Source organism: Vreelandella boliviensis LC1 (assembly GCF_000236035.1).
Lineage (GTDB): Bacteria > Pseudomonadota > Gammaproteobacteria > Pseudomonadales > Halomonadaceae > Vreelandella > Vreelandella boliviensis.
Window position 1 is genome coordinate 758,531 of the sequence record NZ_JH393258.1, and the last position, 21,739, is coordinate 780,269.

A 21,739-nucleotide genomic window follows, 5' to 3' on the forward strand; every position below is an offset into this window, starting at 1 on the left:
TAGAAATGGTGGGCCCAGTAGGACTTGAACCTACGACCAAGGGATTATGAGTTAGAATGTTAAGCTACAAGCCTAGGAAAATCAAGGATAGCCTACCGTAAGCTAGATCAGCCAAAAGTAATTGTGTGACAGTAGGTTAGCGTAACTTTGCGAAGGTGGCCAGAGCGGATAAGTGTACCGCTCATGTACCTGAGCGCTAGCAGAGCTGCCTTGCGTTCTCCAGGCATTTCCCTCCAGCCCAGATCCTTAGACAAGGTATCCACTCCATAGCTTTTGGGTTACGCTAGGTATCATGCACACTAGGCTGTCTGCGCTTAATGAGAGCTTATTAGATGCCAAAAGAAAAAGGCGTTATGTCAGATATGCCAGGAAAGCAGACATATCCTGCGAGGCTCTATACCGCGCTTTGTCATCCAGTAGCTACCCGACGATTAAAACTTTAGTTCCTGTCATGAGTGTTATGGGCTTAGGCCTCTTTGTCACAAATATTAAGATTAGCGTCCAGGGCGATGACTAGGTATGAAATATGACTATGAAGACATGAGTGATGAGCAGTTTGAGAAGCTAGTCACCTTTCTTTGCCAAGAAATTCTAGGGATCGCTACTCAGGGCTTTACAAAAGGGCCTGATGGGGGAAGGGATGCAAAGTTTGTTGGCACTGCTGATCTATACCCAAGTACAAGCAATCCTTGGAGTGGAATTACAGTCATCCAGGCAAAGCATACTAACGGATATAACAAACACTTTTCCGAGCCTGATTTCTACAGCAAGAATGGTAGCTCAAGCGTACTGCATGAAGAAATAATAAGAATAAACAAGCTGCGCGCGATGAACCAGATTGACCATTACATGTTATTTTCTAATAGGCGGCTTTCTGCAAACGCTGAGACCGAAATTCGTGCTTATCTTTCAAAGCAGTGTAACATCCCTGAGTCTTCCATTTGTCTATGTGGAATTGAACTGTTAGAAACATGGCTTAAAAGATTCCCTAAAGCAGCTGAGCTAGCTGATTTAGACAAGGTGGACTCTCCCCTTATTGTAAGCCCAGATGACCTATCTGATGTTGTATATGCACTGTCAGCACAGCTAGACTCAGGGCTAGAAATTGAGGATGACCCTCCTACACCACGTATACCTTATCAAGAAAAAAACACGATCAACAATATGTCTAAAGAGTATGCGGATACTCTTCGGAAAAGATATTTAAAAGAGACGGCACAGATTCAGGCATTTTTATCATCTCCTGAAAATCTAGAACTTTTGCAGCTCTACGAAAATGTCGTCGATGAGTTTCAGTTGAAGATCATTGCAAAGAGAAAGGAGTATCAGAATTTTGATAGCGTAATGAACTATCTTTTTGACTTGCTCTTTGCACGCGACCCAGTCCTTAGGGGAAACAAGAAGCTGACAAAGGTAATGGTATTTTACATGTACTGGAACTGCGATATTGGGAGCGAAGAACATGCTACGCCCAACTAAGCACTCACATCCTGACCAAACAGTAATAAACGCTGCTCTTGTCATTTTGGTGCGGCTGAGAAAAGTTAGAATTGACAGCTACAGCGACCTTCTTTCATATGCAAAGAAAAGCATAAAAGGTGGTGAGTTTCTATTTCTCCCAGCATTGAATTTTTTATTTCTAACGGGAGTAGTAGAGTATCGAAAAAAAACAGACTCAATTGAGTTTATAGTCGACAATGATTCTATCTAAACTTTACACAGACAAAGGCTCATTCTTTGAGCCCATATTTTTCAAAGATGGTCTCAACGTGATTTATGGTGAGATCCGTCTTCCAGAAAATAGAGATAAAGATACTCACAATCTTGGGAAGAGTACTTTAGGTAGAGTAATAGACTTTTCTCTTTTATCCAAGAAGGATCCAAGATCCTTCCTTTTCAAGCATGAGAAAATCTTTTCAGGCTTCACTTTTTTTATAGAAATAAAACTTAAAAAAGGTAGCTACTTAACGGTAAAAAGAAGCGTAGCGCAAGCCTCAAAAGTTTCCTTTAAAAAGCATAACAATCACTACCAAGACTTTTCTTTTCTTGGGGATGAAGGTTGGGATCATATCAATGTACCTTTTGATAGAGCCAAAGATCTTCTGGATAGCCTTTTAAATCTATCATATATAAAACCATGGACTTTCAGGAATGCTCTTGGGTACCTCATACGCTCTCAAGATGATTATAACGACGTATTTAAGCTCAGAAAGTTTGGATCACGTGATGCTCACTGGAAACCTTATCTAGCACATATACTTGGCTTCAATGCCGAATTAATATCTGAGCATTACAAAAAAGAAGAAGAACTAAGCAAAAAAGAAGTTGATGAGAGCACAATTCGAAAAGAGCTGGGGGGCTCAGTTGAAGATATAAGCAAAATAGAAGGTATTCTTCTTATCAAACAAAAAGACGCTGATAAAAAACAGAATCTTTTGGATGCCTTTGATTTTCGTGAGCAAGATAAAGAAACAACAAAAAATTTAGTCGACGGAATCGATGAGAGAATTGCTGAGCTAAACAAAAAGCGCTACTCTCTAAAGCAAGAAAGAAAAAAAATACTCAAGTCGTTAGAAGAAGATAAAATCAACTTCCGCACTAGTGATGCAGAAAAAATATTCGAAGATGTAGGCATTCTTTTCCCAAATCAGCTTAAGAAAGACTTTGATCAACTTATTTCTTTTAACAAAGCTATCACCGAAGAGCGAATTAGCTATCTATTAATTGAAAAAGATGAATTAGAATCCGAAATCGTCCAAATAAATAGCGAGCTTAATCGTCTCGGACAGCAGAGATCAGAATCACTTTCCTTCTTAAGTGACACTGAGATTTTCAATAAATATAAAGCGTTATCAAACCAGCTGATCATACTCCGTACAGACATAGAGACATTGGAAAGACAAAAAAAACAGGTTCATCGACTTCAAGAGCTAAGAGGAGAGATCAGAAAACTCTCTGAGAAGTGTAGTCAGCTTCAATCTCAGATCGAAGAAAACACTGAAGAACAGAACTCTGACAAAGATAGTATTTTTTCTCAGATAAGGTTTCACTTCAGCGAAATCGTAGATGATGTCATAAACAGAAAAGCGCTCCTAAGTGCTTCACCTAACTCGAAAGGACACTTACAGTTTAAAGCAGAGATATTAGACGAATCAGGAAACGCAACAAGCGCTGACATGGGTCATACATATCGAAAGCTGTTATGTATCGCTTTCGATCTTGCTGTGCTAAGAGCCCATCTAAACGACACATTTCCTCGCTTTGTGTTTCATGATGGCATTTTCGAATCGCTCGACAGCAGGAAAAAGGAAAATCTATTATCTGTCGCCCGCCAGTATTCGGACATGGGTGTCCAGTCAATAATTACAGTCATTGACTCAGATTTACCTAAAAGAGAAGAAGAAGATCTCCCTGTTTTTGACGAATCAGAGATTATTCTTCAACTTCATGATGAAAATGAAAGCGGACGGCTATTCAAAATGAAGGCTTGGTAATAGCAATAACCTCCCAAAAACTATCATAGAAACTTGGGCTAAACGGTAGAGGTGAGGTGTCTGGCAACGACTCCCTCTCCACTCTATCGTTTAAATGCAATGAGAATCTTAGTTGCGCGTCAGTAAATCACCATCATGTCTATTACACTTCTGCTGCTCCGCTATACAAATCACTAAAAGCAATACTATCTATTTTTTTCTTTTGGTTAGCAGAACTCGTCGAGCCCATCAGGGCGAGTAAGTTACAGGTAATTGCTAGACCGGCGCTTGCGGCGGTATAGCAATTACACATCCTGCCCGCTTCAGCTACTGCACAATAAGGACACTATAACCGCACAATCAGTGTATGAAGGACACTATGTATGTATTATTGTCTTTGTGTCGCTGATTACACAGATTGTGCGGAAAATTATTCATTTAGTGTCCTTAAATATTCAAATAGTGTCCTAAAATATTTAAAATATGTCTTTAATGTGTATTCCAAAGGCTTAATTACGCTAGATTTCTTTTGCAATATAATACCGGTTGACAGAATATAAAATGCAATCAAAAATAATACTCTATAGATAACCTTACCACCTCAAAAAGATATCAAAGGCATATATTTTATGAATTACTCAGAATTGATTGAAGGCTTAAAAAGAGAGGATGAAGAAAAAGCTAAGACCTATGGAAGGTATGCTTTTCTCAAATTTCGCGATGAAATAAAAGAAGCTCTTGATAATGGGTACTCAGCCATAGCCATATGGGAGCATTTATCTGAAAGCGGTGATATGCCGGTAAAATACAACCAATTCACCGTATACATAAGAAAATTTATTACGAAAAAATTATAAGTGTTAAAGTAACGAACACTAAAACTAATAATAGTAGCCAGCATGAGATAGCAGACAGCTCATTAGATATGACATCATCATTAAAAATGATAAACGCCAAAAATAATGAGATCATTCTGATCCAAATAAGATGACATTCAGCACTCATCATTAACTGAATAACTAGATTTAGTTATCGAATTGGGCCGTGTTTACGTTCGTATCGCCACTTTAAAAAAAGCCCCGTGCCAATAGGTACGCCAAGCACAGCAATAAGAATTGCGAATTCAACATAATAGTTCAATTTGCCGCCCCCTATTCTCTGAACGATGTCTTATCAGAATGCATGTACGGGAATTATTGTAGCACTTTCATGCGTAATATCTTTTGGGCTTGCTTGATAGATAACCAAAATGGTCACCAGGAAAAGGTGGTTACAGCTCTGTGCAGCACCCGACGTCACCCCCTGATTGAGTAGCGCTACACTTTAGAGTCCGATCCTATGGGTAAGGAGATTGGACATGAAGAAGCGTTTCAGCGAAGAACAGATCATTGGTTTCCTGGGCGAAGCAGAAGCAGGACTCCCCATCAAGGAGCTATGCCGTCGGCACGGCTTCTCAGAAGCCAGTTACTATCTATGGCGCAGCAAGTTTGGCGGTATGAGCGTGCCCGATGCCAAGCGACTCAAAGAACTTGAAGCCGAAAATGGACGCCTGAAAAAGCTGCTCGCGGAGTCGCTACTGGAAATGGAGGTCACTCGCGAGGCACTGAGAAAAAAGTGGTGAGCGCCCCTGCACGCCGAGAGGTGGTGCACTTTATGGTGTCACGTGGCCTGAGTGAGCGCCGGGCGCTCCGTGTCGTCCGCATGAGTGCCAGTGCATTGCGCTATCAAGCGGCCCCAGACCGCAATGAAGCATTGCATGAACGCATTGTGGCCTTGGCATATCGGCATCGTCGCTACGGCGCTGGCATGATCTACCTGAAGCTGCGCCAAGCCGGTGAACAGGTCAATCATAAGCGCGTCGAGCGTCTCTATGCCGCGGCTCGGTTGCAGGTGAAGCGACGCAAGCGTAAGAAGGTTCCCACGTCTGAACGAAAGCCCCTTGGCCGACCTTGTGCCGCCAACCAAGTCTGGTCGATGGATTTTGTTTTTGACCGTACGGCGGAAGGTCGCGTGATCAAGAACCTCACCGTTGTCGATGACGCCACCCATGAAGCCGTGGCTATCGTACCTGAACGCGCCATTGGTGGGCTGTCGTTAACACGGATACTGGATCATCTAGCTGTACACCGTGGGCTCCCTAACGCCATTCGTATAGATAATGGCAAGGAATTCTGTGGGCGGGCCATGGTGGCGTGGGCTTATCTACGTGGCATTGCCCTGTTTTTAATCGAACCTGGAAAACCCAATCAAAACGCCTATATCGAATCGTTTAACGGGCGCTTTCGAGATGAATGCCTGAACGAGCACTGGTTCACCAGCCTGCATCACGCCAGAGTTGTCATCGAGGCATGGCGACGGGAATACAACGAGGAACGACCTAAGAAGGGACTGGGAGGATTAACGCCTTCCGCCTATGCCGAGCAACTGGCGTTAAAAAACGATAAAGTAACTTCAGACTCTAAACCCGGGTGCTACTGAGGATGGGGTGACGTCGTCGCCATCGAAAAAATTTTGAACAATGGTTAGAAACTTTAGGCGCAAAAAAAGAGTTTCCTCCTTTTTCAGAACCGACTGATCAAATACCTATTAGGAGAAAAGCTTATGATTTTTCACATGCTAAGCTTTCAGAAAGGAGAATAAAAATTCTAAAATTGTATGCAGCGGGATCAACCCAAGCTGAAATAGCAAGGCAGCTTGGAGTTTCAAGGCAAGCAGTCTCAAAGTCACTTTTCAAGTTAAGGGGATATTTTAATACTTGGGGAGAAATTTCACTTAAGAGTCTGATAAAATAAGACAAACAAAAAAGCATCATAAATATCATATTTCTAAGCATTCAGAATGCTCTCCACTTATTCTTAGATGGGATCCTGGTTGCCAAGCCGTCTCCAAAAACCATTTACAAAATCTCTATCTTTAGCTTTCATTGAGTGAAGAGATACATTTCCTTCTCGACAATTAACAAAAGAACAATCTTCTTTTCGCTCAGCCAAAATAAAGCCTTGAGTTGAAAACTCCGTTAAAACAGCGAGGGTCTTACTGGATCTTTTCATTGCAAAAATTTCCAAGTGACCCCGAACAAAATGCTTAAGAGCTTCAGCGGAAAAATGTCTATAAGTTTCGAAGCTAGTTTGTAAAATCGGCATAGCGTCAGGATTTAAAATATCCGTTAAATTTAAAGCAACCATACCTCTTGAAAGATGATTCTTGTCAATTAAAAAGCTACTTTCAAGCTGTTTATTTGCCTCTTTTCTCTAGCTGACGCTGTGATTTTATCCTTTTGCATTCTACGTAAAGCGTCCTTCCATTTACTTGTGCGACCAAATCAGCTATATTATTTAGCTCAACGTAATATCCCGCCTTAATAAATCTTGTTGCAACACCTAGCTCAAATGCAAAGTCTCTTGACTGATCTTTTTTGCTCCCAGTGCGAAACTTTTGACCCGAAACAGCCTTTTTTATTGAATCGAGATCGATCAACTCTTTATGCTTATCAAAAACATTTTTTATTCTTATTAATTCATTTGCTTCTAAATGTGCATTAAAAAAAACCCTTAAACTTTCTTTAGCTTCCACCTTTCCTTTCTTATTCAAAAATTCTACAAAATCTCTTTCATAGTCTCCAAATCGAGTTTTTTGATAATCTATACCGTATGAACTTATCCATTCGCATGCGAACTGGTACTCTTCTTTTAACTTTTCAGCATCAAAAATAAATTTATCATAACCTGGGTCTATATATTTCACGCTTAACTCCACAAGCCTTAAATTAGGTCTCTTTACCTTTCCAAATATGATAAAGAATGCACTTTCTTTATTAGAAAAGAAAAGCATCTGACTTTATTACTCGAATGGTATAAAAACTATTTATAAGTTTTTAAGTTATCTAGTTTATTTACCAAATCCTCAGCCCGCAGATGCGTGTACCGCCTTAACATCTGCATCGATTTATGACCACTTATCGCCGCAACCTCCTGATCGGATAGACCTGCCTCTACTAATCGGCTGACTGCCTCATGTCTTAAATCATGGAAGCGAAAATCATCGAGCTCTGCCTTCTTCTTGGCCTGATTCCAAATTTTCGTATAGACATAAGGGCCCCGCTTGCCTTCTTTGCCTGGCTCACCGAAAAACACCAGGTTGCAGTCAAGTGGGCACACTGGGTTGTTCAGGGCCTGCTTGAACGTTTCTGTCGCGGCTTGAGTTAGCGGCACAAGGCGGGCTTCGTTGTTTTTGGTGTCTGTAAGGCGCACCAGTCGGCGTTTAACGTCTACCTGGCTGCGAGTGAGGGTTAGGATCTCCGACGAGCGCATACCCGTCTCTAGAGCGATTCTGGCGATCCATGCAAGCATAGGGTTACTGTGCTGGCGTAACACGGCGAACAGCCGCTTCTCTTCCTGGGAATCAAGACGTCTACTCCGGCCCTCACCTGGGCTAGGTTTGCGGATATTCTGAACAGGGTTATACGTCAGGCCCAGCCCCCACTCTTGAATCGACACTGTAAACAGGTGGCCAAGCAGGGCAAGCTCTAGACGCACGGTATTGGGGCTGATTAGCTCACCTCGGCGTCCCAAACTGTTTAAGCGCTTATCACGGTAGTTGGCGACTAGTTCTGGCGTAAGGGCTGCTAGAGAGTATTTACCCAAATGTTCGATCAGCGTATTGGCCTTGAGGCGTTCGCTTTTCTGGCTGCTGGGTTTCTTGGTAGGGGTAATGTCGGCTAAGTAGCGCTTTAGCGCTGCTTCAAGCGTCATTCTTTCTGAGGCACTACGCTGGATATAAAGGCCGCGCACCATTTCATCTTCAGTGCGGCGTGCCCAATCTTGGGCGTCACGTTTGGTTCGGAAGGTCTTTGCGATGGTTGGCCAACCCGACTTGCGGATGACGGCTTTCCAGGTTGCAGAAGGGGTCTTGACGATGGTGGCCACAAAAAATCTCCAGGGTCTGAAAGATCGGCGCTGTACCGAAACTGTACCCTTGGACTAGGGGACTCACCAGAGACAATTGCTAAGTTACTGATTTTAATGGTGGGCCCAGTAGGACTTGAACCTACGACCAAGGGATTATGAGTCCCCTGCTCTAACCAACTGAGCTATAGGCCCGAAAAGTGTGCATATCATAGCGAATGTGACCGAGTGAGGCTAGCCCCATTGCGCTATCTTGATGTCATTACGGCACTTTATGTGGATTGGGCAGTCTGGTGAGTAGTTCTTTATGCGGAGACGCGCTGTGAAAGCATTGATTGCTCTATTCCCCTTATTGTTGGCGATGCCCGTGCACGCTGACTGGCAACTTGATCCTGGCCAGTCGCGGGTGCAGGCGTCGATTACCCAGCTCAACGGCGAGGCGCCGCAAACCCATCACCATCAGGTGCGCGATCTGCAGGGCGATATCTCCAGCGATGGCACTCTTCGCTTGCCGTTAAAGCTCAGCCAAACGGATGTACTTGAACGCTTTGGCGAGCTGCCGCCGTGGATAGGCTTGTTGGCGAACACCACCTTGGTGACGCTCGAGGCGCAAATGCCGCCAGAGAGATTGGATGGCTTGGATATTGGTGAGTCGTTAGTGGAGACGCTGACCTTTAGCGTTCAGTCAAACATGGTTAACCAACAGGAATCCGTACCACTGCGGTTTACCCGCGAAGGCTTGAATGAGATACGCGTTACCCACGCCGAGCCTATGGCGATGGACGGCAGAGCGCTGATGGCAAACAGCACGGTGCGAACCGTGCTGTCCATGCTGGGCTATCAAGAGATTGACGAGCATGTGCCCGTCACCCTCAATGCGCTGCTAGTTAACCGTTAAAGGTTAGCTACTGAGTACTTCTACATCCCCCGCCTGGGCTTCGCCGGTTTGAACCCTCCACTGGGCGGCGTAGTGGCCATTAGCAGCTAACAGGCTTGAGTGGGAACCCCGCTCGGCCACTTGGCCTTTCTCAATCACCACGATTTCATCGGCGTGAACAATAGTGGAAAGGCGGTGGGCAATCATAATCACCGTGCGGCCATGGGCAATGTGCTTAAGCGAGCGCTGAATGGCCGCTTCGGTTTCGTTATCCACTGCGCTGGTGGCCTCATCCAGCACAAGAATCGGAGGGTCTTTAAGTAGCGCCCTGGCTAATGAAAGCCGCTGGCGCTGGCCGCCGGAAAGCCGCACGCCCCGCTCCCCTACCGGCGTATCCAACCCTTGGGGCAGCGTTTCGATAAAGCTCCACGCCTCGGCTGTTTTTGCTGCGTCTGTAATCGCGGCTTCATCGGCGTCGGGTTTGCCGTAGGCAATATTGTCGCGAATGCTGCCTTCAAACAGGTAAACATCCTGGCTGACCAAGCCAATTGACTGGCGTAGCGAGTTCATGCTGACGTCGGTAATCGGCTGGTCGTCAATTAGAATGCGTCCGTTTTCAGGGTCGTAAAAGCGCAGCAGCAGTTTGATCAGGGTTGATTTACCCGACCCAGTCGCCCCGACCAGCGCCAGGGTGCTGCCTGCGGGCGCGTTTAGCTGAATGCCTTCCACACCAACGCCGCTGGTAGCGTAGTGAAAGCTCACATTGTCGATGGTCACTTCGCCACGCACCGGCTGAGCGAGCGGTGTGGTGCTGTCGTCTTTGACGGTAATCGGCACTTCCAGTAGATCGAGAATGCGCCGCGTGCTGGCCATGGCACGCTCAAACAGGTCGATCACCTGAGCCAAGCCAGTGAGCGGCCAGAGAAGCCGCTGAGTCAGGAATACCAGCACGCCGTAAGCGCCCACATTTAGCGAGCCATTGAGCGCCATCATGCCGCCGACGGTAAAGGTGGCAAGAAAGCCTGCCAAAATCGCCATGCGGATCACCGGAATAAACGCAGAGCTGACCTTGATCGCCTTTCTGTTGGCTTCTACGTAGGCTTCGCTGGCATCGCGCAGGCGTTCGGCTTCGCGCTCTTCACTGGTAAAGCTTTTAATCGTCGCAATACCGCTGAGGTTGTTGGATAACCGGCTGGCCAAATCACCGACTTTTTCACGCACATCGCTATACAGCGGCCCGGCTTTACGCTGGAAGAAGAACGCGCCCCAAATGATCAGCGGGATAGGCGTAAACGCCAGCAAAGCAATTAGCGGCGAAAGCACAAAGAACACCGCGCCAACCGCCACCACGGTGACGACCACCTGAATAATCGAATTAGCCCCGCCGTCTAGAAAGCGCTCGAGCTGATTGACGTCGTCGTTCATGGTGGCCACAAGCTGGCCGGAGCTTTTCGATTCAAAGAACGCCATATCCAGCCGCTGGGCGTGCTCATAGGTATCCTGGCGCATATCCGCTTGTAAACGTTGAGCTAAATTACGCCAAAGAATTTGAAACAGGTACTCAAACAGCGACTCCCCCGCCCAGATAAAGAACGTCAGCACCGCCAGCATGGTGATCTGCTGTTGAGGCGTCTCAAACCCCAGGCTGGCCACAAAGCTCTGCTCTTGGTTGACCACCACATCGATGGCGACACCAATCAAAATCTCTGGAGCAATATCAAACAGCTTGTTGATAATCGAGCAGGCGGTGGCGGCAATGATGCGCCGCCGGTAGCCTTTGGCGTAGCGCAGTAGCCGCACCAGAGCTTGAAAACTGTGTGCAGGAGAGGACACAAGCATTCCTTACTGAAATTTTTTGTGGATTGACTAGTTGCTCGCTTGGATGCGCCGCACATTGGTCAGTAACGGGCAGCCGGTAGCGGGGTCGGTTAATAATGAGCATTCTACCTGATAAAGCATTCGCACCAAGTCTGGGGTGACCACCTTGGCAGGCTGCCCTTCTGCGATAATCTGACCTTCGCGCATGGCGATTAGATGGTCAGCGTAGCGGCAGGCGCTGGCGAGATCGTGCAGCACCATCACCACCGTACGGCCGTGGTGGGCAAGGTGCTTCACCAGCTCGAACACTTCAATCTGGTGGCCCAGATCCAGTGCTGAAGTGGGTTCATCCAGCAACAGCAGCGGAGTTTGTTGGGCGATGGTCATGGCGATCCAGGCGCGTTGGCGCTGACCGCCGGAAAGCGCATCAATTGGCCGATCAGCGAGCTGTTCAAGCCCTGCCGCCGCTAGCGCGTGCTGCACCACGCGCTGGTCTTCTGCTGACCACTGGCGCAGCCAGCCCTGGTGGGGCTGACGACCAAAGCGGATTAGCTCGGTCACGGTGAGCCCCTCCGGCGCGACGGCTTCCTGAGGCAGTAGCGCCAGTTGAGTGGCCAGTTGACGGGTGGGCAAGCGCTGAATATCGGCGCCATCGAGCAATACGGCACCGCTATCGGGTTTGTGTAAACGAGCAAGCCCGGCCAACAACGTCGATTTTCCGCAGCCGTTGGGGCCCACAATGGCGGTGACTTGGCCGCTGGGCAGGGTGATATCCAAGCTATCAATCACCTGCCGGGAGCCATAACTCATGCCGAGCGACTGCGTGGCAAGAGAAGGCATGGTGGGTGTTGGAGATTGGCTCATGTAAAACTCCGTTGGGGACGCATTAATATCCAAAGTAACCAGGGCCCGCCGACCACGGCGGTAACGATACCCACCGGAATCTCGATAGGCGCCAGCAGCGTACGCCCGGCCAAGTCGGCGAGCACCATGACCAGCGCCCCCGCCAGCGTTGCCGCCAAAACCGGCACGCTACGGGAGCTCGACAGCGAGCGAGCTATCTCCGGGCCAATCAGCCCCACCATGCCCACCGGCCCGGCAACAGCGACCGCCAAACCCGTCAACGCGACAGACAGCAGCAGCACTTCCAACCGGCGTCGCCTCACGTTTACGCCTAACCCGCTGGCGGTGGCATCCTTGAAACGCAGTAGCGTTAGCGAGCGGGCTAACGCCATTGCAGTGGCCAGCCCTAACGCCAAGCCGAACATCAGTAATTGAAGCGCGCCGCTGGGGCGGGCATTGAGCGAACCTACCGTCCATGGGTAGGCGGCATTGGCGGTGTCAATGGCGACTCGCGCCAGCATCAGTTGCGTCACCGCGCCAAACACCGCGCCCACGCCAATCCCCGCCACGATAAAGCGATAGCCCTGGGTGCCGCTGCCCGCGGCGAGCCCGAAAGTGAGTACCGCAGCGGTGGTCGCCCCGGCTAACGCCATGGCTGGCGGCGCGATGGAAAAGCCGACACCCACTATGGAGGCCACTGCAAACGCTGTCGCGCCATTATCAATGCCGATAATACCAGGTGTCGCCAAGCGATTACGGGCCAGGGTTTGCATCAGTATGCCCGCTAATGCGAAGGCCGCCCCGGTACTTACGGCGGCGGCCAAACGCGGCAAGCGTAGCTCTTGCACCACAAAACTCGCCATCATATCGGCGTTGCCAAACAGCGCCTGCAGCACTGCCATTGGGGCAACCTTAACGCTGCCCAGGCTTAGGTAAATAACACTGGCAAGCAGTAGCGCGCCAAATAGGCCCAGGTTGACCACCACCGCACGCTGTTCAAACATCAGGCTGTTCGCACCGTGGCGACCTTGCCAGGCGAAACGCCAGTAACCTTGCAGTGGCGGTACGCTGTCATTTTCGCCCCCACCCGACAGGATGCCATAAAAAGCAGGCATATCAGCTGGCCTGCCAGATGAGGCATTGCCAGATGAGGCATTGCTAGATGAAGAACGAATAGATGTGGTTTTCATAAACCCACTCATAACATCGGTAGGCGGCGCGCACGCACGACCGCTATTAGTACGGGTGCGCCGCACAGAGCAGTGAGTACGCCCAACGGTAATTCTGAAGGGGCAACCACCACGCGCGAGATGATATCCGCCGCGAGCACCATCAGCGGCCCGATGGGCAGACAAAACCATAGCGTGCGACGAATATCAGGCCCGGCAAAGGCCCGCGCGACAAACGGCACCACCAACCCTACAAAGGCAATTGGCCCTGCGATGGCAGTGGCAGCCCCGACCAGTAGCGCCACGCAGGCGACGACCAACCATCGAATAAGCTTGGGGTGATGGCCCAACCCCGAGGCCACTCTTTCGCCTAGCGCCAGGGCAGCTAACGGCCGAGCAATCAGCGCAACCACCACTGACGCGATCAGCATACTGGGTAGCACGGCGAACAGGTCGTCCAAGCGGCGGCCGGCCAAGCTGCCAATCACCCAGAAACGAATTTCATCAGCGGCACGCTGGTCGTAAAGCAGTATCAACGAGGTTAATGAAGCGAGCAGACCAGAAAAAGCAGCCCCGGCAAGCACGAGCCGGATAGGGTCGTTACCCACACCGCGAAAGCGCGCCACGCTCAATACACACACGCAGCCCACCAGCGCACCTAACTGCGCGACCGGAATACGTAAGGTGGCGGCGCTGGCACCCAGCACTAAGGCCAACGCCACAGCAAACGCCGCCCCCGCGCTAACCCCTAGCAGACCCGGCTCGGCCAGCGGATTGCGGGCCACCGCTTGTAATAAGGCCCCCGCCACACCCAACGCCATGCCCACCGCAATGCCTATCAAGGTGCGCGGTGCGCGCAGCTCCCAGACGATGAAGCGCGCCTCACTGTCCTGAGCACCGCTAAGTAGCGCCAGGGCTCTGCCGGGGCCAACGCTACCCGCGCCGATTAATAGACTAACGAGACTCACCGCCATAAGGGCGGTGAGTAGTAGTATCATTAGCGTGCGGGGAGTAGCACGCCTAACGCTAGTCGTTGCAAAACGTGGAACCGTCACGGCAACAGCGCTGCCTCTATATCGTCAAGAATCGCCTGGGCGGCCAGCGGGCCATTGGCGCTTGTCCATAACTGGCCATCCACCGGCACTACGTGGTCTTGCTGTACCACGTTTAGGCGCGTAAAGGCACTGCTCTGCTTGGCCGCGTCCACCGCCGCTTGGCCATCTTCGTTGAGCGTTGCCAGGAACAGCCAGTCGCCGTCCACTTGGGAAAGGTTTTCCAGGCTGAGCACATCGCTATGCACACCGCGCTCGCCAATTAGGCCTCCGTCCTGAACATCCAACCCCACTTGGGCTAACAAGCCTGCAGCGAAAAGGTTTTCCGACATCACCATGGGTCCACCGGGCATCCAGCGCACTAAGAAGGTGCTACCACCCACATCGGCCTTTTCTAATGCCTCAGCGACCTCGGCGGCGCGATCCTCCACGGCCTCAATCGCTTCTGCAATGGCGGCTTGGCGATTGAGCGCTTCGCCGTAAAGACGGGCTTCGTCTTTCCAGTTATCCGAAGCAAGTGGCTGGGTCAGTGGCACCACCGTGGGCGCAATACGTGACAGCAGTTGATACTGCTCATCCGAAAGCTGGGCGGGCGCCAAAATTAGATCCGGCTGCTGCGCCAGCACGGCTTCGATATTGATCTCGCGTACCACGCCCATAATGGCGAGCAGGTTTTCGCCAAGATGCGCTTCAATATAGCCTGCCACGTTGTCGCCACCCCGTGTGGTGACGGCACCTAGCGGGGTTACGCCTGCCGCTACGGCGGCGTCCAGGGCGCCTTCGTAGAGTGTTACAACGCGCTCTGGGGTTCCCTCAATATCTACGTCGCCAAAGGCGGTTTCCAGCGTGCGAGCTTGCGCAGTGCCTGCCACTAAGGCACTTAGCAACATGCAAAGCATGCCTAAGCACCCGCTTTTAATAAAAATTGCTGACATTGATCTCGTTTTAAACAGCGTCGTTTTAACCCGCATAAGTTTCTCTCAATACGATACAGTGCTTTTGATAATAACGATTATCAAAAGCACTTGCACTACTATTCCGCTGAATAACGTGTTCCATTTTGCGCAACGCCTCTACCGCCTCCCTGTTTCAGTTTACGCAACGCAACGTTCCTCGATAACACCCTCGCGTTTGAGAACTTTTCTTCTTAGACTCCCCGGCTCATTTGATAATTAATATCATTAGCTAACAATTATCGTAACCAAGGGGAATGACATGCCACGCTTTACTCGCTCTGTTCTGGCTAGCGCCGTCACGCTCGCTGTTTCTGCAGGCACCGCCTCCGCCCAAGAAAATCAGCAGCTGGACAACATCGTTGTCTCGGCCAGCGGGTTTGAACAGGCGATGGCCGATGCCCCCGCCAGCATCTCGGTGATCTCGCGCGAGGAGCTTTCACGTAAACGGGTTACCAGTATTGCCGATGCATTGCGCGACGTTGAAGGGGTGGATGTCGGTGGGTCGGTGGGCAAAACCGGCGGTAGTAATATTAGTATCCGTGGAATGCCCAGCGACTACACTCTGATCCTAATCGATGGTCGCCGACAAAACGCAGCGGGCAGCGTGACACCCAATGGCTTTGGCGAAACCTCAACCAGCTTCTTTCCGCCCATTTCCAGTATTGAGCGTATTGAAGTCATCCGTGGGCCGATGTCAACACTGTATGGCTCTGATGCCATGGGCGGCGTAATCAACATTATTACCCGTCGGGTTGACCGCGAGTGGACAGGCTCAATTGGGGTCGAAAGTACCTTTAACGAAGACCGCGACTTCGGTGACCGCCGCGAGATTAACCTCTACACCAGTGGCCCGCTTATTGAAGATACGCTGGGCATTCAACTGCGCGGGCGGATTTATGAGCGCGATGCATCCGAGCTTACCTATACCGACAACAACGGCGACCCGATTGACGTCGACCAGCGCGGCCCCAGCCCAGTGGAAGGCGATACCTATAGTTTGGGCGGCAAACTGACCTGGACGCCTAACAATGACAACGACCTATGGCTGGATGGTGAAGTCAGCCGTCAGCGCTACGACAACGATGAGTGCCAGCTAGGCACTCTAGATGGCCGCTCGCGCAGCTGCGAACCCGAGCCCGGCGAGGCTTTCGGGTACTCCGACGAACTGCGTTTTGAGCGCGAGCAAATCGCCATTGGCCATACCGGACGCTTTGCCTCGGGCACATTGGAATCGAGCCTGATGCGCAACACCACCGAAACCAAAGGCCGCACGATCCCTGGCGATATGGGCGTCGCTTATGAGGGCTTCCCTAGCATTGTCGGCGGAGCACCGCGGGAGTTGGAAACTACCAATACCGTGCTCGATAGCAAATTCATCATGCCGTTAGACAATCATATGGCCACCGTGGGAATGCAGTGGTGGGATGCAGAGCTTGACGATGGCTTGGCCGGTGAGACCTTTGAGCAGACCACCTGGTCGCTGTTTGCCGAAGATGAGTGGCTGCTGCGGGATGATTTAGCCCTGACCCTGGGCGGTCGCTACGATCACCATGACGCCTTTGGCAGCCAGTTCAGCCCGCGCGGCTACTTGGTATGGAACACAACGCCCAACTGGACATTAAAAGGTGGCGTGAGCCGCGGCTACAAAACGCCATCGCTTAATGATTTGCATGATGGCATTAACGGTGTGACGGGCCAGGGCACGATACTCACTATTGGCAACCCTGATCTGGAGCCTGAAACCAGCACCAGCAGCGAGATCGGCGCCCATTACGATAACCAACAGGGTTTCACTGCCAGCGCCACGCTGTTCCACAACCAGTTTGACGATAAGATTGCCAGCGGCAGCGATATCCTGGTGGAAAACGACCCGCTAATTCCTGACGGCACTTACAGCCAACAGGTCAATGTCGACGAGGCGATCACCCAAGGGGTTGAGCTCTCTACCAGCTACCAATTCGCCCCCGATTGGCGCATCAACGCCAATTACACCTATACCGATAGCGAACAGAAGAGTGGCGATAACAAGGGCGAACCGCTGACGGATACCCCGGAACACGCCATTAACGCCACGCTGCGCTGGCAGGCAACGGCTAAGCTTGATACCTGGCTCTCAGCAGAGTACCGCAGCGAACGCTACCGTAATCGTGTAGGCGTGCGTGGTGCGCCCTCGTTTGATGACCTGGGCGACTTTAAAGCCTACTCACTGTTTCACTTGGGCGGTAATTACGCGGTTACCAATCAGCTTAATCTGAGCGCGACCATCTACAACCTGTTTGACAAAGACTTTGTCGACTACCGTGCTTACGGCGATGGCACCAGCTTTGGCAACGTTTACGCCAATAGCGAAGAAGGTCGCCGCCTGTGGCTGTCCGCCCGCTACGAATTCTAATCGGCTTCAGCTCGCTACTGTTTCGATGTTCTGTTTCTGCCCCGGCCATGCGCCGGGGCTTTTTTGTTTCCGCTCCCTTCTCCTTTTCCCCTCTTCCTTCCCCCTCCTTTTCCCACGCTCTTTAAAAAAGCAGCGAAAAAAAGCGGCTATCGCTGGATAGCCGCTTCTGTGTTGCGTTTATAACGGGAACCTAGCGCTTAAAAGGCAACGTTGAGCCCTAACCAAACCCGACGACCATCTTCTACATAGCCGTACTCGTCGTAGCTGATCGTTTCGTCGAACAGGTTGTAGATACCCGCGTTCAGTTGAGTACTCTCGTTCAGCTGGTAGCCAACGCCTGCATCTACAAAGGTGTAGGAAGGAGCCACAATGGCACTGTTTGAAGGGCCGGTAGTCGGTTGACTCTCTTCGCCGCGGTAGGTGACTTTTGTCCATTGACTCAACTTGGCAGAGACTTGCCAATCTAACGAAGCGGATACCTGGTGCTTAGGCAGTTGTGTTAATGGCTCGCCTTCATACTCACCGCTTTTTTGCTCGCTATCGGTATAGGTGTAGCTGGCCGTTAGCTCAACGGTATCGCTTAGCGGCGCAGCCAAACTCGCCTCGACGCCCTGGGTCACCGCTTCATCAACGTTAATACGATAGGTAGGATCACTGCCAAACTGATTGGCACCATCCGTACAGATATCGATGGGGCAAGCGATGCGGGTAATTTTATCGTCAAAGTCGTTATGGAACAGCGTGACGCCGCCATTTAAGCCATTTTCATTGGCATAAAGCAGGGCCAGCTCCTTATTGAGCGAGGTTTCTGGCTCAAGATCAGGATTACCGTAGATATTGCCGCCACGGCTGACCTGCCCCCAGTCGGGGGTGATCTCACGCAGGTTGGGCGCACGGTAGCCGGTAGAGACACCGCCTTTCAACGTCCAGTCAGGGGTCATATTCCACACGCTGTAAAGCCGTGGGCTGAGGTGGCTGCCGTAGTTATCGTCGTCATCGACACGTAAACCGCCGGTCAATGCCCAAGAATCGGTGAGCATCCACTCATCTTCCACAAACAGCGCCCATTGGCTATTCTCAATCTCACTACGATCAGAGTCAGGCAATTGATTCGTCGTACTGTCGTCAAGCGCCTCTTCCTCGTAGCTCGCGCCTACCGTCAGCATATGCATCCCTAGCGGGATGACCGCGCTGGTTTTGGCGGTGGTGTTGGTGATTTCAATATCCCGCGATTTGTTTTCGCTACGTTCACGCTGCAGATAGGTTTCGCTGGTGCCCCACTCGAAGCGACCACTATGGGTCACAGCGACATGCTGGTTGGTGAACTCATTAAAGCTATCGGAGCAGCCGCCGCGACAGCCCTCGGATGGCGCCGAGTTGCCCATCAGCGATTCGCGCTCCTGCTCGGTAATACCCGCCTCAAAAGTGACGTCATGGTTATCAGTCGCCGCAAAACTCAACCGTGCAGTAAGACTTTGCAGGCTTTTATCTTCGTAGCCGTTAAGGATGTTGTCTTCGTCACGCTGAGAGGTGCGTCCGTAGAGCTGAAGCCCTAAGCGATCCCCCACCAGCGGGCCACTGAGATAAAAGTTGGCCTGACGGCTATCGCCGGAGTCGCTGTCTTCCTGGAGCACGGTGTCGAGCTGGACATTGCCGTGCCACTGCTGGGCGACCTTACGGGTTATCACGTTGATCACGCCACCAATCGCATCAGAGCCGTAAAGCGTCGACATTGGCCCACGCACTACTTCAATACGCTCAATAGCCTGTAGCGGCGGGAGGCAATCCTGTTCAAATCCGGCATCGCCATTGGGCCGGGATTCGCGGGAATTCTGCGGGCGACCATCCACCAATATCAGCGTGTACTGGGAGGGCATGCCGCGAATGGAGATGTCTTGGCCGTTATCCCCTGCGCCCCCACCCGTGACAATCACACCAGGCACATCGCGCAGCGCATCGGTAACACTCTGATAGTGGCCTTGTTCCAACTCTTCGCGGGAAACCACGCTGATAGACGCAGGGGCATTGGTAATCTGCTGTTCAAAGCCTGACGCGGTTACCACCATATCGTCTAAGCGGGGCGCGTCTTGTGCCCATAGAGCGCTACTGGCAAGCGAAGAGATAGCGCTGGCCAGCAGCGTACGGCGCAAACAGGGAGACATAACTTCGTCCTTTATCGTGTGTGGGCAATTAGAATGTGTGAGCAATATGGATAAGCATTCGCTCTATTTAATGCGAATAATTAGCATTAATATTTTTACACACTCTTTGCATACTGGGGTGAGACGGTACGTTCAGCATGCCGGAACACAAATGCCTATTATTTTCATTCGTACCAAACAGTGGCACAATTAGCGTTCACCCTTTTCCCGTGGGCCTGACCATGTATGACTTTGACGAACTGACCGCCTTTGCCGATGTGATGACCACGGGCAGTTTGACACGCAGCGCGCAAAAGCTAGGGTTAGCCAAATCGACCCTTAGCCGCCGCATCAGCCAGCTTGAAACCCGGCTTAACCAGCCGCTGCTTCGGCGCCAGGCCAACCGTTTAATTCCAACCGAAGCGGGGCTGCTGTTTCACAACTACTGCACCGAGCTTCTGGCGATGGCGGCGCATAGCCAGGAGGCACTTGCAGAACTGCGTGAGGAGATTAGCGGGGAGATTACCCTTGAGGTGCACGGTGCCCTAGCGCGCAGTTGGCTGGCGAGTGCTATTGAGGCATTTTTACAACGCCACCCAAAGGTGGAGTTGACACTGCATACCCGAGAGTCACCACCCACCAAAATGCACAGCAATAGCGTGCATGTCTGGTTGGGGCCGACTCACGAGTGCGGGTTAAACCAGGAGCGCTTGGGACACTTAGCCCGTGGGCTTTATGCCAGCCCACGCTATTTAGCGGCGGCTGGCACGCCCCACCACCCCAATGAATTGAACCAGCACGCCTGGATAGACCTACTGGGTTCAGCTTCCGATGGGCTGCTGCTCACCCACCCAGAGTATGGCCAGTACACCTTTAATCCGCCCCGCTCGCGGCTGCGGGTAGACCTCACTGCCCTGCATATTGACGCCATCGCACGCAGCCAGGGCATAGGCTTACTTTCACACTGGTTAACCGCAAAACGCGAGCAGCATCATCCAGGCGAACTGATTAACTGTTTGCCTGGGTGGGAACCAGCGCCATTGCCCATTACGCTACTCTACGCCTACGGTCACCAATCACGCCGCACCCACGCGCTATTGGAGTTTTTACGTAGCCAAGTGCCCACCCCCTGGCGCGCTTCAATGGCCGCTGTTTAGGCTAATTCAAGTGTTTGCCTTGCCAGTTAGCCCGCCCATTAACGACAATAGGCGGCTAACGACTAGCCAAGGACTGTAAATGCTCGCCGAACTCTTTGCTGTCATGGCGCCCGTACTGGCGGGTGCAGGGCTCGGCTACTTGTGGGTACGCCTAGGCCATCCTTACCCGGTCGACTTCATCACCCGGCTGGTGTTTAACATTGGCACCCCTTCGCTGGTGTTGGCGTCTCTGGCGGGCGCTGATATTGATGCCACCACTTTTGGCCAGACAATGCTAGCCGCTGCGTTGGTGATTCTCACCATGGGGGCCGCTACCTTTGTGGTGGCAAAACTGTTGCGCCGCAGCTGGCGAGTACTGCTTGCCCCCATGATGTACCCCAACACCGGCAACATGGGTTTGCCCGTGGTGCTTTACGCCTTTGGGAGTGCCGGGTTTGCCTACGGTATCACCGTAATGGTGACCGTCTCACTGTTTCAATTCACCTTAGGCGCCGTACTTGATAGCCAGGGTAACCCACTCAAAACCCTCGCTAAAACGCCCACGGTGTACGCCATTGCGATTTCCATGGCGCTACTGCTGACGGGCACTTCCCTACCACCCTGGCTCGCAAATACGGTGGACTTAATGTCGGGGTTCACAGTACCGCTGATGCTCATTACCCTGGGCGTATCGCTGGCCAGCATTCAAGTGAAGAACCTGCGCTCCGGGCTCGGGTTTAGTTTAGTGCGCGTGCCCCTCGCCGCTGGGGTCGCCTGGTTGATCGCTGGCTGGGTGGGCCTACCGCCACTGGCACAAAGCATTTTAGTGCTGCAAATGTGTATGCCGGTGGCGGTCTTCAACTATCTCTTTGCCCAACGTGCCCAGCGCGAACCCGTCTATGTCGCCAGTTTGGTCTTCTGCTCAACATTGTTAGCACTGTTTTACCTGCCCGTGCTGCTCGCCCTGCTTATGTAGCT

The 21,739-nt window shown here is 51.2% G+C and carries 19 protein-coding genes and 1 tRNA gene; 10 read left to right on the forward strand and 10 right to left on the reverse strand.

All coding sequences use genetic code 11. The features are described from left to right. Positions 1-519: 519 nt before the first annotated feature. The 6 genes from KUC_RS12670 to KUC_RS20310 all read left to right on the forward strand — a co-directional run bounded on the left by KUC_RS12670 (position 520) and on the right by KUC_RS20310 (position 6,265). Positions 520-1,479, forward strand: a complete 960-nt coding sequence (locus tag KUC_RS12670; RefSeq protein ID WP_007113601.1) for an ABC-three component system protein — start codon at positions 520-522, stop codon at positions 1,477-1,479. Then, positions 1,463-1,711 carry an ABC-three component system middle component 8 gene (locus KUC_RS20255; protein ID WP_040480807.1) on the forward strand — a complete coding sequence of 83 codons (249 nt, stop codon included), beginning with the start codon at positions 1,463-1,465 and terminating at the stop codon, positions 1,709-1,711. The genes KUC_RS12670 and KUC_RS20255 overlap by 17 nt, the downstream gene beginning before the upstream one ends. After that, complete coding sequence (locus KUC_RS12680; RefSeq protein ID WP_007113602.1) at positions 1,698-3,494, forward strand: DUF2326 domain-containing protein; 1,797 nt, start codon at positions 1,698-1,700, stop codon at positions 3,492-3,494. The genes KUC_RS20255 and KUC_RS12680 overlap by 14 nt, the downstream gene beginning before the upstream one ends. Positions 3,495-4,102: 608 nt before the next feature. Then, on the forward strand, positions 4,103-4,330 hold the full coding sequence (locus tag KUC_RS12685) for a TraK family protein (protein ID WP_007113603.1): 228 nt from the start codon (positions 4,103-4,105) through the stop codon (positions 4,328-4,330). Between the two features lie 500 nt (positions 4,331-4,830). After that, positions 4,831-5,951 (forward strand): IS3 family transposase gene (locus KUC_RS12695; RefSeq protein WP_094890196.1). Its coding sequence is split into 2 segments (ribosomal slippage): positions 4,831-5,089 and positions 5,089-5,951, totalling 1,122 coding nucleotides; the frame shifts between segments, so codons are not numbered across the junction. Positions 5,952-6,058: 107 nt separating this feature from the next. Next, positions 6,059-6,265 carry a helix-turn-helix domain-containing protein gene (locus tag KUC_RS20310; protein WP_371827737.1) on the forward strand — a complete coding sequence of 69 codons (207 nt, stop codon included), beginning with the start codon at positions 6,059-6,061 and terminating at the stop codon, positions 6,263-6,265. Positions 6,266-6,328: 63 nt separating this feature from the next. On the opposite strand, the gene KUC_RS19605 is transcribed toward KUC_RS20310, so the two are convergent. The 4 genes from KUC_RS19605 to KUC_RS12710 all read right to left on the reverse strand — a co-directional run bounded on the left by KUC_RS19605 (position 6,329) and on the right by KUC_RS12710 (position 8,572). Further along, positions 6,329-6,658, reverse strand: coding sequence for a hypothetical protein (locus KUC_RS19605; protein ID WP_141243427.1), 330 nt, complete (start codon positions 6,656-6,658; stop codon positions 6,329-6,331). A gap of 49 nt (positions 6,659-6,707) precedes the next feature. Further along, positions 6,708-7,217 carry a hypothetical protein gene (locus tag KUC_RS12700; RefSeq protein ID WP_141243426.1) on the reverse strand — a complete coding sequence of 170 codons (510 nt, stop codon included), beginning with the start codon at positions 7,215-7,217 and terminating at the stop codon, positions 6,708-6,710. 116 nt (positions 7,218-7,333) lie between these two features. Next, positions 7,334-8,398 carry a site-specific integrase gene (locus KUC_RS12705; RefSeq protein ID WP_007113607.1) on the reverse strand — a complete coding sequence of 355 codons (1,065 nt, stop codon included), beginning with the start codon at positions 8,396-8,398 and terminating at the stop codon, positions 7,334-7,336. A 97-nt stretch (positions 8,399-8,495) separates the two neighbouring features. Beyond that, positions 8,496-8,572 (reverse strand) — tRNA-Ile (locus KUC_RS12710). Between the two features lie 112 nt (positions 8,573-8,684). Between KUC_RS12710 and KUC_RS12715 the strand changes: the two genes are divergently transcribed. Then, positions 8,685-9,275: a hypothetical protein gene (locus tag KUC_RS12715; RefSeq protein ID WP_040480813.1), complete on the forward strand. Its 591-nt coding sequence runs from the start codon at positions 8,685-8,687 to the stop codon at positions 9,273-9,275. 3 nt (positions 9,276-9,278) lie between these two features. On the opposite strand, the gene KUC_RS12720 is transcribed toward KUC_RS12715, so the two are convergent. From KUC_RS12720 to KUC_RS12740, 5 genes are read right to left on the reverse strand one after another with little or no spacing between them, the layout of a single operon-like run. Beyond that, the gene (locus KUC_RS12720) at positions 9,279-11,087 is read right to left on the reverse strand and encodes an ABC transporter ATP-binding protein (protein WP_371827734.1); all 1,809 of its coding nucleotides are present in this window, start codon (positions 11,085-11,087) and stop codon (positions 9,279-9,281) included. 33 nt (positions 11,088-11,120) lie between these two features. After that, on the reverse strand, positions 11,121-11,936 hold the full coding sequence (locus KUC_RS12725; protein ID WP_040480817.1) for an ABC transporter ATP-binding protein: 816 nt from the start codon (positions 11,934-11,936) through the stop codon (positions 11,121-11,123). After that, positions 11,933-13,105 (reverse strand): FecCD family ABC transporter permease, encoded by a 1,173-nt coding sequence (locus KUC_RS12730; RefSeq protein ID WP_371827735.1) that lies wholly within the window; start codon positions 13,103-13,105, stop codon positions 11,933-11,935. Before KUC_RS12730 ends, KUC_RS12725 begins: the two co-directional genes overlap by 4 nt. Positions 13,106-13,113: 8 nt before the next feature. Continuing rightward, the gene (locus KUC_RS12735; RefSeq protein WP_007113612.1) at positions 13,114-14,082 is read right to left on the reverse strand and encodes a FecCD family ABC transporter permease; all 969 of its coding nucleotides are present in this window, start codon (positions 14,080-14,082) and stop codon (positions 13,114-13,116) included. 53 nt (positions 14,083-14,135) lie between these two features. Next, entirely contained in the window at positions 14,136-15,026 is an 891-nt protein-coding gene (locus KUC_RS12740; RefSeq protein ID WP_244264796.1) for an ABC transporter substrate-binding protein, read from the reverse strand. Positions 15,027-15,351: 325 nt separating this feature from the next. Between KUC_RS12740 and KUC_RS12745 the strand changes: the two genes are divergently transcribed. Continuing rightward, the gene (locus tag KUC_RS12745; protein ID WP_007113614.1) at positions 15,352-17,484 is read left to right on the forward strand and encodes a TonB-dependent receptor domain-containing protein; all 2,133 of its coding nucleotides are present in this window, start codon (positions 15,352-15,354) and stop codon (positions 17,482-17,484) included. 197 nt (positions 17,485-17,681) lie between these two features. On the opposite strand, the gene KUC_RS12750 is transcribed toward KUC_RS12745, so the two are convergent. Then, positions 17,682-19,646 (reverse strand): ligand-gated channel protein, encoded by a 1,965-nt coding sequence (locus KUC_RS12750; protein ID WP_007113615.1) that lies wholly within the window; start codon positions 19,644-19,646, stop codon positions 17,682-17,684. A 221-nt stretch (positions 19,647-19,867) separates the two neighbouring features. Here KUC_RS12750 and KUC_RS12755 point away from each other — a divergent pair, with 221 nt between their 5' ends. Beyond that, entirely contained in the window at positions 19,868-20,782 is a 915-nt protein-coding gene (locus KUC_RS12755; RefSeq protein WP_040480821.1) for a LysR family transcriptional regulator, read from the forward strand. Between the two features lie 79 nt (positions 20,783-20,861). Further along, the gene (locus KUC_RS12760) at positions 20,862-21,737 is read left to right on the forward strand and encodes an AEC family transporter (protein ID WP_007113617.1); all 876 of its coding nucleotides are present in this window, start codon (positions 20,862-20,864) and stop codon (positions 21,735-21,737) included. The last annotated feature ends 2 nt before the right edge of the window (positions 21,738-21,739 follow it).

What these genes read in the sequence shown, in the direction of transcription:
- KUC_RS12670 (WP_007113601.1), top strand. Translation starts at nt 520, where the DNA reads ATGAAATATGACTATGAAGACATGAGTGATGAGCAGTTTGAGAAGCTA.
- KUC_RS20255 (WP_040480807.1), top strand. Translation starts at nt 1,463, where the DNA reads ATGCTACGCCCAACTAAGCACTCACATCCTGACCAAACAGTAATAAAC.
- KUC_RS12680 (WP_007113602.1), top strand. Translation starts at nt 1,698, where the DNA reads ATGATTCTATCTAAACTTTACACAGACAAAGGCTCATTCTTTGAGCCC.
- KUC_RS12685 (WP_007113603.1), top strand. Translation starts at nt 4,103, where the DNA reads ATGAATTACTCAGAATTGATTGAAGGCTTAAAAAGAGAGGATGAAGAA.
- KUC_RS19605 (WP_141243427.1), bottom strand. Translation starts at nt 6,658, where the DNA reads ATGGTTGCTTTAAATTTAACGGATATTTTAAATCCTGACGCTATGCCG.
- KUC_RS12715 (WP_040480813.1), top strand. Translation starts at nt 8,685, where the DNA reads ATGCGGAGACGCGCTGTGAAAGCATTGATTGCTCTATTCCCCTTATTG.
- KUC_RS12725 (WP_040480817.1), bottom strand. Translation starts at nt 11,936, where the DNA reads ATGAGCCAATCTCCAACACCCACCATGCCTTCTCTTGCCACGCAGTCG.
- KUC_RS12730 (WP_371827735.1), bottom strand. Translation starts at nt 13,105, where the DNA reads ATGAAAACCACATCTATTCGTTCTTCATCTAGCAATGCCTCATCTGGC.
- KUC_RS12735 (WP_007113612.1), bottom strand. Translation starts at nt 14,082, where the DNA reads ATGATACTACTACTCACCGCCCTTATGGCGGTGAGTCTCGTTAGTCTA.
- KUC_RS12740 (WP_244264796.1), bottom strand. Translation starts at nt 15,026, where the DNA reads ATGTTGCTAAGTGCCTTAGTGGCAGGCACTGCGCAAGCTCGCACGCTG.
- KUC_RS12745 (WP_007113614.1), top strand. Translation starts at nt 15,352, where the DNA reads ATGCCACGCTTTACTCGCTCTGTTCTGGCTAGCGCCGTCACGCTCGCT.
- KUC_RS12750 (WP_007113615.1), bottom strand. Translation starts at nt 19,646, where the DNA reads ATGTCTCCCTGTTTGCGCCGTACGCTGCTGGCCAGCGCTATCTCTTCG.
- KUC_RS12755 (WP_040480821.1), top strand. Translation starts at nt 19,868, where the DNA reads ATGTATGACTTTGACGAACTGACCGCCTTTGCCGATGTGATGACCACG.
- KUC_RS12760 (WP_007113617.1), top strand. Translation starts at nt 20,862, where the DNA reads ATGCTCGCCGAACTCTTTGCTGTCATGGCGCCCGTACTGGCGGGTGCA.